Source organism: Paenibacillus sp. FSL H3-0457 (assembly GCF_037981725.1).
Taxonomy (GTDB): Bacteria; Bacillota; Bacilli; order Paenibacillales; family Paenibacillaceae; genus Paenibacillus; species Paenibacillus amylolyticus.
In genome coordinates, this window is sequence record NZ_CP150283.1 from 2,012,203 (window position 1) to 2,024,683 (window position 12,481).

The following is a 12,481-nucleotide window of genomic DNA, read 5'->3' on the forward strand; positions in this document are numbered from 1 at the left end:
TTCATGCCGTAGCTTACCTTAGATCTGTCTTTGAATGCTTGATCCAACCCTGAATTGCCAAACCGCCGGCTGATGCCAGCGGTTTTTTTTGTTCGGCAAAAAGGATGCAGGAAGGATGAGGCCTCATGATGACATTGGTACGCTTACATGAAGTATCAAAAGAGTGGAACGGTATTGAATTGTTTACAGGATTGAATTTGGAGATTAATGAGGGCGAACGACTCGCCATTTTGGGTCGCAACGGATGCGGCAAGACAACGTTGTTACGCATCATTTTGGGTGAGGAGCATGGTGGTGGACGGATCGAACGTCATAGCCCTCAGCAGGAATGGGGGTTCATGCGCCAGCGCTCGGAGATTGAGACCGGGATGAATGTACTGGATGCGGTCCGGCGTGAGAGCGGTCAGATCTATGAAGTGAAACGGAACTTGGAAGAACTGGAACAACGGTTGAGCATGAGCACTGAAGCGGATGAAGAGCTGCTTGCAGCTTATACACAAGTGATGGAGCAATATGAACAGTTGAACGGTTATATGTGGGAGACTGAGGTAGAGAAGGTACTGACTCGCCTTGGATTATCCGCAGAGCATTGGAACAGACCCTATCATTCCTTGAGTGGTGGACAAAAAACAAAGGCTCGTTTGGCGGGGCTACTTGTCAGCAAACCCAAATTCCTGATCCTGGATGAACCGACAAATCATCTGGATGAGGGAAGCATGCGCTGGCTGGAAGAGTGGTTATCCTCATATGAAGGTACGCTGTTATTTGTATCACACGATCGTACGTTTATTGATCAGGTAGCAACAGGAGTCATTGAGTTCAGTCCAGATGCCCTGACCAAATACAAGGGCGGATACTCCGACTACAAGATCCACAAAGAGCGTGAATTACGCGAACAGGAAACGATCTACCGCAGGCAGGAATTGGAACGTAAGGCGTTGGAAGAAACGATTCGAAATTATCAGGAATGGTTCCATAAAGCGCATAATTCGGCGACCGATGTAGAGGTGAAGATCACCCAGAGCTTCTACAAGGCCAAAGCCAACAAAAATATTTCACGATACCATGCGAAACAAAAACAGCTGGAACGTTTGGAGCGGGAACGGGTGGATAAACCTCGTGAAGCTGCAAAGTTGAACATGGAATTACAGATGAATCCACTGGCCGCACGCCAACTGCTTGCGCTGGAAGAGGTGAGTTTTTCATATACGGGAGAGAAACCATTACTGCGTGATCTTCGGATTGCTGTGGAACGTGGAGATCGGCTTGCTGTACGAGGTCCTAATGGAACGGGCAAGACAACACTGCTGAAGTTGATGATTGGTGAACTGGAACCTTCGCAAGGCAAGGTCACACGGCATCCACAGCTGAAAATCGGTTACTTTTCACAGGAGCTGGAAGGGCTTCCCGAGAATCAGACGCTGCTGGACAGCTTGCTTACCCTTCCATCCATGACACAAAGTGCGGCACGTACCATTCTGGGATGTTTCCTATTTTCCAGAGATGATGTGTTCAAGCGCATTGGGGATTTGAGCATGGGGGAAAAGTGCAGAGTGGCATTTCTGAGACTGTATTTTGGCGGAGCGAATCTGCTGGTGCTGGACGAACCAACGAACTATCTGGACATCGATACCCAGGAAGTCATGGAAAATGTATTAAAACAGGCTTCAGGTGCTTTGGTGCTTGTATCCCATGACCGGATGCTGACGAAGTCACTCGCGAATCGGTTATGCGATCTGGAGGCTGGTGGCACAGTAACTCTGTTTGAAGGAGGTGTGTCGGATTGGGAGCAGTCCACCAAACTTCGGGAGGTGGCGCTGGAGACCCGGGAATCCGATGATGAGCGGTTACGATTGGAGATGCGCCTATCGGAGTTGCTGTCTCCTGTGAGCACTGCTGGAAAAGACAGTCTGACACAGCCCGAGCATTCGAATGAGCGAGCAGTCGAGGCAGCTGAGATTCGCGAAATCCAGCAGCGCCTGAAACAATTGAAAGATAATGGTGCAAGCATAAATTAGAACATGGACGGCTTGCTATTTCGATCTATTTTGCATATAATTATGAACGATCATCGATGATTACATCGATATAGGTAAACTAAGCAAACGTGATGATGGAGATAAGTAAGCAGTGCCTCTGGACAGGGAGGAAGCGCCGTAGATTGAGAGCGTTTCTGTAGAACAAGGCTGCCGAAATTCACTCCGAAGCGGTTCCCTGAACCTGTTTGTGTGCAGACACAGAGGCAACAGTAGGGGCAAACGGTTAACGGTCGTTATTCCGTACAAAGTGAGACAGAACCAGTTGCAGGCCATAAGGGCCACGCAGCAATGGATGTCTAACAAGGGTGGTACCACGGTCTTTTCGTCCCTTCAGGGGAGAGAAGGCCTTTTTTTGTTGCAAAAACACCACAAAAAGGGGGCAATTACACATGAAAGAACGTTTAGAGGCATTGAAGATCGAAGCGCTGGAGCAGTTGTCTGGTGTGAATGATCCGCAGACGCTCGGTGATCTGCGTGTAAAGTATTTGGGGAAAAAGGGTGCATTAACTGAGATTTTGCGTGGTATGGGTGCGCTTAGTGCGGAGGAACGTCCAGTTATTGGTCAAGTCGCCAATGATGTTCGGGCTGCCATTGAGGAAGTCATCGACAGCAAGCAGGATCAGTTCCAGAAGGAAGAGACGGCGAAGCGTCTGCAATCCGAGAAAATTGATGTGACTCTGCCAGGACGTCGTGGACGTCAAGGCGGACTGCATCCACTGACCAAAGTGGTACAGGAGATCGAAGATATTTTCATCGGTATGGGATACCGCGTTGCGGAAGGTCCTGAAGTCGAAATGGATTATTACAACTTTGAAGCATTGAATCTGCCGAAGAATCACCCGGCGCGCGATATGCAGGATTCTTTCTATGTTACCGAAGAATTGTTGATGCGTACCCATACATCTCCGGTTCAAGTACGTACCATGCAGAGCATGAAGGGCGCAGTGCCTGTCAAAGTCATCTGCCCAGGTAAAGTATACCGCCGTGATGATGACGATGCGACGCACTCTTTCCAATTCAACCAGGTTGAAGGATTGGTCATTAGCGAAAACATTCGTATGAGCGATCTGAAAGGAACCCTACTGCAATTCGTACGCGAAATGTTCGGTTCCCACACAGAAATTCGTCTGCGCCCAAGTTTCTTCCCATTCACAGAGCCAAGTGCGGAAGTGGATGTAACTTGTGTACAATGTGGCGGCAGCGGCTGTCGCGTATGTAAGCAAACAGGCTGGCTTGAAATTTTGGGCGGCGGTATGGTTCACCCGAAAGTACTGGAAATGGGTGGATACGATCCGGAGAAATACAGTGGTTTTGCATTTGGAATGGGCGTAGAACGTATTGCGATGCTGAAGTATGGTGTCGATGATATCCGTCATTTCTACAATAGCGATCTGACCTTCCTGAAGCAATTCGGACGGCTGTAACTTTAAGACAAGAAAGATTAACCATATAGAGCAAGCGAATGAACCGGGAACACCAATTTATAGATGAAGGAAGTGAACGTCCATGAGAGTATCGACAGATTGGCTGTCTGATTATATTTCCCTTGAAGGTGTGACGCCACAGGAATTGGCTGAGAAAATCACCCGTGCGGGTGTCGAAATTGATGTAGTGGAGAACCGCAACAAGGGCGTCAATAAAGTTGTTGTAGGTTATGTGAAGAGCAAGGAGAAACACCCCGATGCAGACAAACTGAATGTATGTGTCATCGATGCTGGTCAGGAAGAAGATCTGCAGATCGTGTGTGGTGCGAAAAATGTGGATGCAGGCCAAAAAGTAGTCGTAGCCCTGGTTGGAGCAAAGCTCCCTGGTGGATTGGATATCAAAAAAGCCAAACTGCGCGGTGTTGTCTCCCTTGGCATGATCTGTTCCGCCAAAGAGCTGGGCATGAACGACAAATTGTTGCCGAAAGATCAGCAGGAAGGTATTCTCGTTCTGCCGGAACAAAAAGAGGTTGGCACGCCAATCAGCCAGGTTCTTGGTCTTGACGATCATGTTCTTGAACTGGACCTGACACCGAACCGTTCCGACTGTCTCAGCATGCGTGGTGCAGCTTATGAAGTGGGTGCCATCCTGGGTCGTGAAGTGAAGCTGCCAAGTCCCAAAGACCAACTGGTTGAAATTGGTGATGCAGCCGCGAATCATATCTCTGTAGAGATCAAGGCACAGGAGCAATGCATTCACTATGCAGCTCGTTATGTAACCGGCATTAAGCTGGGTGCTTCCCCGCTGTGGATGCAAAACCGTCTCATGGCGGCAGGTGTTCGCCCAATCAATAACATCGTTGATATCACGAACTATGTCATGCTGGAATACGGTCAACCGCTACATGCATTCGATGCGGATAAGCTGGAAAAGGGCCATATTGAAGTGCGGATGGCCAACGAAGGCGAAACGATTGTTACGCTGGATGGACAAGAGCGTAAGCTGGAGCCACACATGTTGCTCATCACGGATGGCGTGAAACCAGTAGCCATCGCTGGGGTTATGGGTGGCGAGAATTCCGAGGTATCGGAAGACACGGTGAATCTGTTGCTGGAGTCCGCCAAGTTCGACGGCGGAACCGTTCGGAAAACGTCGCGCCAACTGGGGCTACGTTCCGAAGCAAGCATGCGTTTTGAGAAGGAAGTAGACCCGGGTGCGGTGATTACGGCTTTGGATCGTGCGGCTGAACTGATTCAGCGTTATGCTGAAGGTGAAGTGCACCAGGGAATCGTGGAAGCTGGAGCAGAAGCTGCGGAGAAACGTGTAATTCAATTGTCGCTGGACCGACTGAATCGTTATCTGGGAACCGATCTGTCTTTGCTTGAGGTAAAAACGATCTTCGCTCGCTTGCACTTTGCATGTGGTGATGCTGATCAAGGATTGCTGGATGTGGAAGTGCCAACACGCAGAGGGGATATTACGCTTGATGTAGACTTGTTTGAAGAGATTGCACGCCTGTACGGATACGACAACATTCCAACCACATGGATTGAAGGACCGACGACTCCAGGGGCATATACACGCTCTCAAGCGATGCGTCGCACGATTCGTGGATTGCTCTCAGGCAGTGGCTGGCAGGAAATGATCAGTTACTCCTTTGTACACCCGGATAAAGCGACATTGTTCCCGGCATTGACACAAGGCAGTAAAGCCGTGAAACTCGCGATGCCTATGAGTGAGGACCGCAGTGTGCTTCGTACGAGTATTTTGCCGCAAATGCTGGATGCAGCGGTGTATAACATGAACCGTAAACAGGATTCACTGGCTGTATTTGAAGTGGGCAATGTGTTCTTCACTGAAGAAGATCAGTTGACCAAACAACCACATGAGATTCCGGTACTGGGCTTGCTGCTCACCGGGAATCGTGCAAGCCAGCAGTGGAATGTTGGAGCGGAGAAAGTAGACTTCTTCGATCTGAAAGGTGCTCTTGAGCATCTGTTCGCCTATGTGGGGCTTGAACAACGCATTCGCTTGGTAGCAAACAGCCCTGAAGGATTCCATCCGGGACGTTCCGCATCGGTTTACCTGGAAGGTAAGGATGGCGGGGAAGGCACATTGATCGGTACATTGGGTCAATTGCATCCGGAACTGCAACAGCAGTATGATCTGAATGATGTGTACATCGCAGAGATTGCACTTGAATCGATCTACAATGAAGCAGACGCTGACATTCGTTATCGTGAACTTCCGCGTTTCCCAGCCATGGAACGTGATATCGCGGTTGTTGTGAATGAGGATATTGAAGCGGGAGATATGCTGCGCGCCATTCGTGAATCGGCGGGTGAATTGTTACAAACTGTACAGGTGTTCGATGTGTTCACTGGTAGTAAACTGGGTGAAAACAAGAAAAGCGTGGCGATGGCACTGGTATACCGGAATCGTGAACGTACACTGACCGATGAGGAAGTTACTGAAGTTCATGCCCGTGTAGTGGCTCGTCTGGAAGAGCAATTCGGAGCGGAATTGCGTAAATAGGACAAAAGAAGATTTTTTGAACAAAGATTAGCAGGAATTGTTTGAAGTCACATCGAATCCTTAGCATTAGAGGATCGATGTGACTTTTTTGTGATTACAGCTTAGAATCAACATACAGACTTGAAGGAGGGCACAACTGTGACTACACCTGATCGTACACGCGTCACCGTAGAGATCTACGGGACTTCCTATAAACTGGTTGGCAGCAGTGCCGACTATATGAAACAAGTAGCTAACCTGGTAGATGAGCGTATGGGCGCGATCTCCAAGCAAAATTCCCGTCTGGATACTCCGCGTATTGCGGTACTGGCGGCTGTACATATGGCTGAACAGTCTCTTCAGACTCAGGAAATCCGTAATGAACTGAAGATGCTCACTGGAGAACGTACAGAACTGAGAAACGAATTGAATCGGTTAAACGCCATACAAAATGAACATCAACAAGAATTGGAACGGCGTGACCAGGCTCTTGCTGATTTGCAACAGCTGAAGATTGAAGCAGAGCAGGCGTTGCAAAAGTCCGAATCGGACAAAAATTCAGAGATAGCCAAGTTGAATAAGCTGCTGGAGCAAGAACGCGCTCAAGCAACGGAGCGAGTGCAGAAATTGCAGGCCCAAGCGACGGCACAACTGAAGGAAGCAGAAGCCAAGGGAACGAAACAGCTGAAGGAAATGGAAGAGAAAGCGGCTAACCAGCTTAAAAATGCACAGGCACAGGCTGCTTCCCAGCTCAAAGAAGCTCAGAACCGTTCTGCAGCCGAATTGCAGCAGGCGCAGGCCAAAGCTGCGGCGCAATATAAAGAGTTGCAGGACAAGACTGCAGCTCAATTAAAAGAAGCCGAAAGCCGTGCCGTTGCAGAACGTCAACAGATTGAAGCCAAGGCTGCGCAGCAGGTTCAGACAGCCAAGGAAGAAGCCGAGTCGGCCATTTTGTCCGAGTTGGAGCAGGCAGAGAGCAATCTGAAGAAAGCTCAGGAAGAGGCAACGTTGCAATATAACGAACTTCAGCAACAGATGGAACTTCGTCTTCAACAGGCTGAAGAAAAAGCGCTGCAACAGACACAAGAGCTTACGGATCAGGCGAATCAGGAACGGGCTGACTTGCAGGAACAAGCGGAGCAGAAGCGCCTGACTGAGATAAATCAGTTGAATGCGGAGTTCAAGGCGTTATCCGAGCAGTTGGAACTCGAATGGATGGAAAAAGAAGCAGCCCTCGAGGAACAATTGCAGCAAGCCAAGGAAGCAGCAGCGTCCCAGGCGAAAGAAGCCGAAGCGGCGGCAGAGGCCTTGTTGCAAGAAGAACAGGGCAAGCTCAAGCAGCAACTTGAGGAACAACGTAAACAGGCGGAGACTCGACTATTAGATGTCGAAGAGCAATTAGAAGAAGTGATGACCCAGCTCATCAGTGCACAGGACATGGTTGCAGAGCAAGAACAGCAGCTTCAGCACGAGCGTGGTCAATTGGAATCGTTACGTCATGAGCATGGGGTCCGTAAACAGGAGCAGGAAGTTCAGACTCGCCGAATTACGGAACTGGAACAACAACTGGAGCAGTTGAAAGAGGACCGTTCCCAGTTGCAGGAGCTTCTACGTGAAACGGAACAGGCTGCCCAGCAATCCCGTGATCTACAGGAACAATGGAAGCAGAAGTATAATGAAACTGTGGATAGAGAAACCTCTCTAACAGCACAGCTACGCAAACTTCAGGAGCAACATGCACAGCTTGAACAGGAAGCCCAAAAGCTTCGTGAGACTGAAGTGAAGTCGGAAGAGGAACAGCGCAGACTGCAAAAAGTGCTTGAACAGGCTCATGCTGCGGTGCGTACATTGCAGAATGAGATCGGCACGCTTACGGAACGTGAGCAGTCCTTGAAGGATCTTGCTGAGCAGCGATTGGCTGAGATCGGAGACCTGGAGAATCAGATTCTTGAAGTTGCTGAACAAAATGAAACGTTGGAGTCTGGTGTGCAATCCCTTCATGATGAATTGTCCGTGGTGAAGGAAGAGTCTCGTTTCAACCATGAAGAGGCTGTGCAATACCAGAAGGATGCAGAGCTTTTGGAAGAGAAACGCAATCAGCTTGAAGTTGAGCTAAATGTTGTTCGGGAAGAGCTGAACCGACTTCAGGATAACTATAAACAAATCCGTAATGATTACAGTGATGCATTACAACGGGAAGAGAATTACAGTTCCAAGCTGGATGAATTGAGCAAGGAGAAACAAGAGATTGTGAGCGCACTTGAAGAAGCAAGACAGTCTTCAGCTAAACTTTCCGAGCGCTACTCGGAGCAAGAGAGCCGGCTAGCCCAGACTGAGGAAGAAGCGTTGGAATGGCAGATCAAATACGAAGAACTGTCAGCCAAACAGACCGAGTTGGCATCCCGTCTGGAGCAGTTGACAAGACGTGAAGAAGAACTTCGCTCAAGCGTTGAACAAGCAGAGCAGAACGACCAGGTGTGGCAACGCCGTGCAGATGAATGGGCGGCTCAGGAACAATCCTGGCAGGAACGCTGGGCTACACTTGAGAATGAACTGACGGTTTGGAAGAGAGAAAGTGCGGCAAGTAGTGAGTTGCTGGAGGGACTGGAGCAAGAACGACAGCAGCTGGACAAGTTACGTGCAGAAGCGACCCAAGAGAAAGAGATCATGGAAACTGAACTGCTTGAGATGGGGGAGCGTTACGAACTAGCGGCCAATCAATTACGTTTGTTACAGGTTGAACGTGAAATGGAGCAGGAAAAGGCAGAGCAGCTGAACACGGAATATCGTCAGTTGCATGATGAATATACGAAATTGCAGACGGAATATAACGAATGGATTGAATTGATTGAACAGGACCAGACCTAGCGGAATGAATGTAGCAGAACTGGCTCGTGGGCAACGTACTCTGGTACAATTTGTTATACTAAAGAAGGAGCTCCCGTCGCTGCGGGGGCTCCTTGTCTTGAATACTATTCTTCAACGATAATTTTGGAGATCATGCTGCTGTGTCCTGAACCACAGAAGACAGAACAGGACATTTCAAACTCACCAACTTTGTCCGGGGTTATGACTTTGGAGCTATTTCTGGTATCCAGTTGAAGATTCAGCTCAGGCACAAGGATACCGTGATTCCCGTTTTCATTTTTATAAACAATGTTAACGGGAACGCCTTTTTTAAGATGGTACTCAGGTTGATCGAATTCATAGTTACTCGCCTTGATGACCAATTCTTCACTGGCTGTAACTCCAGCATCAGCATCGGATCCATTGCTGCCAGATTCTGCGGACTGTTTTGCCCCTCCACATGCAGTGAGGACCAGAATTAACATACAGGCAGCAAGCCATGTTATGCCTTTCTTCATCATATGCCTCCTTAAAGCGTGATATGGATAAAATTTGAATGATTGCTCCAGTCATCATACCGCAATATGTGGATGCCTGTACACGCTGCGTATGTCGTTTTTTTGAAAATTGTACGTGTACGGCAGAGCGTGTGTACTGCCCGAATGAAATAAACCCCTTCCGGCACAGGGCCTTCAGAGGTTTAGGAGAATACATGGGGACGTTAGGGTGAAGTGGAGATTAACTTTTGGAGCTTCGTCCGGCATCAAAAGGGGTGGATACCGGGATGAAGAGATCGATAATCCCGATAACCAGCGCAGCGAGAATGGCACCGAGCAGGCTGACTTCAACATGATCTACAACATATTGACCAAGCCAAATCACCAGTGCGCTAACGATAAATCCGACAATACCGCGACCAAACGGGTTGACTCTTTTGCCGAAGATACCTTCAACGATCCAGCCGAGCAGGGCAATGACAAGAGCAAGCAACAGAGCGCTCCAGAAGCCACCAACGGCGAATCCGGGAACGATCCAGCTGACCACCATTAATACAATTGCAGCGATGACAAATCGCACGACATGTCCCAGGAAATTCATGGTGTTTACCTCCTTTTATTCGGATTGAACTGAGCAGGGCAACTCCAAGGGGGATGGAGAGGTTGCACAATCCTGACACCTGTAGTTTGTGGTGTTATGGTTGAAGTTATGTGTGGAAGGATTCGTTAAATAGCGTAAGAAAGTTTCTTTCGTTATAATACAGATATAGTTTGGAAGGAGTTGTACACTTGGACACGAAAATTTTACACACACTGGAATATCGCAAAATTTTAAATACATTGCTTAGCTTTGCCCAGACGACCATGGGAAAAAAGAAAGCGGAGCAACTTGAACCAAGCAGTGAACTTGAAGAAGTGAAGCGGTTGCTGCAGCAAACCGATGAAGCCTTCACATTTGATCGCTTGAAAGGCTCACCGTCGTTTGGGGGAATTGTAGATATCACGGCTTCCATCAAACGTGCTGAAATTGGAGGCACACTTAACCCTCACGAACTTTTGGGAATATCCAATACAACCTTTGCAGCGCGGCGATTGAAACGTCAGATTGGTACTTTGCATGAAGATGAGCCCATCGAATCATTGTTCTATATCAGTGATCAACTGTCAGAGCAAAAAACGCTTGAGGATGCTATCAAAATCTGTATTGACGATAATGCAGAGGTTGCCGACAGTGCAAGCGTAACGTTGGCGCAGATTCGTCGTGAGCTGCGAGGCGGAGAAGCGCGGATTCGCGAAAAACTGGATTCCATGATTCGATCCTCTACCGTATCCAAGATGCTTCAGGATCAGCTCATCACCATCAGAGGAGACCGTTTTGTTATCCCGGTGAAAGCTGAATATCGTTCGTACTTTGGCGGGATTGTGCACGATCAATCCGGTTCGGGTGCTACATTGTTCATTGAGCCAGAATCCATTGTTGCAATGAACAACAAATTACGCGAGACCCGGATTCGGGAAGAACGCGAAATAGAAATTATTTTGCAGAAATTGACGGCACTTGTCAGTGAGCAGGGAGAGTGGCTGTTGTATGATGTCGACTTGCTGGGATCACTTGATTTTATCTTTGCCAAAGCACGTCTGGCTCGTGAACTGAAAGCAACATTGCCTCGCATGAATGACCGCGGGTTCCTGAAGCTCAAGAAAGGCCGCCATCCACTGATTCCGATTGAAAACGTGGTACCAATTGACATAGAGTTGGGCAATGATTATACATCCATTATCGTGACAGGTCCCAATACGGGTGGTAAAACGGTAACGCTCAAAACGATTGGATTGCTGAGCCTGATGGCCATGTCCGGTTTATTTGTTCCGGCTGAGGATGGCAGTCAGTTATGTGTATTTGATGCAATCTATGCAGACATTGGGGACGAGCAGAGTATCGAGCAGAATCTGAGTACTTTCTCCAGTCATATGACCAACATCATTCGCATTCTGAAAAACATGACACCAAAAAGTTTGGTATTGCTTGATGAACTTGGCGCAGGGACAGATCCGGCTGAAGGTTCCGCACTGGCGATCTCCATGCTGGAGCATATGCACCGGACGGGATGTCGCATGGTTGCAACCACTCACTACAGTGAACTGAAAGCATACGCATATGAGCGTAAAGGTGTCATTAATGCCAGCATGGAATTTGACATCAACACACTGAGTCCAACCTATCGCCTTCTGGTGGGTGTACCTGGACGAAGTAATGCATTTGCCATTGCAGAGCGACTGGGACTGCCGGGTTACATTCTCGACTACGCCCGTGGCGAAGTGAAGGAAGAGGATCAACGGATTGAACACATGATTGCTTCTCTTGAAGAGAACCGTCTTACGGCTGAACAAGAGCGTGAGAAGGCAGAGAGCTTGCGCCAGGATATGGAGAAATTACGCAGTCGTCATCAGACCGAACTGGAGAAGCTGGAACAGCAGCGTGATCGCCGGATTGAAAAAGCAGAAGAAGATGCACGCAGCATTGTGGACAAAGCTCGCGCGGAAGCCGAGAAGATTATAGCAGATCTTCGCCTGTTGGCTATGGAAGAAGGTGCTTCCGTGAAGGAGCACAAACTCATTGCTGCCCGCAAACAGCTGGACGAGGCTGAACCGGAGAAACGCAGAAAAACGGTCAAGAAGGCGGCAACAGCGCCGAAGACTCGTGCTATCGGTCCTGGTGATGAAGTGCTTGTCTACAGTTTGAATCAAAAAGGCCATGTTGTAGAGATGGCGGGCAGCAAAGACGCTATGGTACAACTGGGGATTATGAAAATGAAAGTATCCCTGGATGACTTGGAACTGCAGCAATCGGCTCCCGCAGCCAAACCAAAGCAAAAACCGGTAACGGGTATGAAGCGCACACGTGATGACAATGTGAAAAGTGAATTGGATCTGCGTGGTACCAACCTGGAAGAAGCCCTGATGGAGACAGACCGGTTCATTGATGAAGCTTTCCTTGCCAACCTGGGCCAAGTTTATATTATTCACGGTAAAGGTACAGGAATTTTACGTTCCGGTATTCAGGATTACCTGCGTAAGCATAAACATATTAAAAGCTACCGGCTGGGCAATTACGGAGAAGGCGGGAACGGTGTGACCGTCGCAGAATTGGAATAGCCG

General features: G+C 48.6%; 7 protein-coding genes. 5 read left to right on the forward strand and 2 right to left on the reverse strand.

The window, feature by feature from the left end; all coding sequences use genetic code 11:
- The first annotated feature begins 125 nt into the window (after window positions 1-125).
- From abc-f to MHH25_RS09145, 4 genes are all read left to right on the forward strand, one after another.
- Complete coding sequence (gene abc-f / locus MHH25_RS09130) at window positions 126-2,018, forward strand: ABC-F type ribosomal protection protein (protein ID WP_340019847.1); 1,893 nt, start codon at window positions 126-128, stop codon at window positions 2,016-2,018.
- Window positions 2,019-2,428: 410 nt separating this feature from the next.
- The gene (pheS, locus tag MHH25_RS09135) at window positions 2,429-3,463 is read left to right on the forward strand and encodes a phenylalanine--tRNA ligase subunit alpha (protein WP_340019848.1); all 1,035 of its coding nucleotides are present in this window, start codon (window positions 2,429-2,431) and stop codon (window positions 3,461-3,463) included.
- A gap of 82 nt (window positions 3,464-3,545) precedes the next feature.
- Window positions 3,546-5,999 carry a phenylalanine--tRNA ligase subunit beta gene (gene pheT, locus MHH25_RS09140; RefSeq protein ID WP_340019849.1) on the forward strand — a complete coding sequence of 818 codons (2,454 nt, stop codon included), beginning with the start codon at window positions 3,546-3,548 and terminating at the stop codon, window positions 5,997-5,999.
- A gap of 138 nt (window positions 6,000-6,137) precedes the next feature.
- Window positions 6,138-8,846 carry a hypothetical protein gene (locus tag MHH25_RS09145; protein ID WP_340019850.1) on the forward strand — a complete coding sequence of 903 codons (2,709 nt, stop codon included), beginning with the start codon at window positions 6,138-6,140 and terminating at the stop codon, window positions 8,844-8,846.
- A 104-nt stretch (window positions 8,847-8,950) separates the two neighbouring features.
- Here the strand turns inward: MHH25_RS09145 and MHH25_RS09150 are convergent, their stop codons facing one another.
- Both MHH25_RS09150 and MHH25_RS09155 read right to left on the reverse strand, forming a co-directional pair.
- Window positions 8,951-9,343, reverse strand: a complete 393-nt coding sequence (locus MHH25_RS09150) for a cytochrome c oxidase subunit II (RefSeq protein WP_036669784.1) — start codon at window positions 9,341-9,343, stop codon at window positions 8,951-8,953.
- Window positions 9,344-9,563: 220 nt separating this feature from the next.
- A complete protein-coding gene (locus MHH25_RS09155; protein ID WP_036610114.1) occupies window positions 9,564-9,923 on the reverse strand; it encodes a phage holin family protein in 360 nt (119 codons plus the stop codon).
- A 188-nt stretch (window positions 9,924-10,111) separates the two neighbouring features.
- Here MHH25_RS09155 and MHH25_RS09160 point away from each other — a divergent pair, with 188 nt between their 5' ends.
- Entirely contained in the window at window positions 10,112-12,478 is a 2,367-nt protein-coding gene (locus MHH25_RS09160) for an endonuclease MutS2 (protein WP_340019851.1), read from the forward strand.
- Window positions 12,479-12,481: the final 3 nt, after the last annotated feature.

What these genes read in the sequence shown, in the direction of transcription:
- abc-f (WP_340019847.1), top strand. Translation starts at nt 126, where the DNA reads ATGATGACATTGGTACGCTTACATGAAGTATCAAAAGAGTGGAACGGT.
- pheS (WP_340019848.1), top strand. Translation starts at nt 2,429, where the DNA reads ATGAAAGAACGTTTAGAGGCATTGAAGATCGAAGCGCTGGAGCAGTTG.
- pheT (WP_340019849.1), top strand. Translation starts at nt 3,546, where the DNA reads ATGAGAGTATCGACAGATTGGCTGTCTGATTATATTTCCCTTGAAGGT.
- MHH25_RS09150 (WP_036669784.1), bottom strand. Translation starts at nt 9,343, where the DNA reads ATGAAGAAAGGCATAACATGGCTTGCTGCCTGTATGTTAATTCTGGTC.
- MHH25_RS09155 (WP_036610114.1), bottom strand. Translation starts at nt 9,923, where the DNA reads ATGAATTTCCTGGGACATGTCGTGCGATTTGTCATCGCTGCAATTGTA.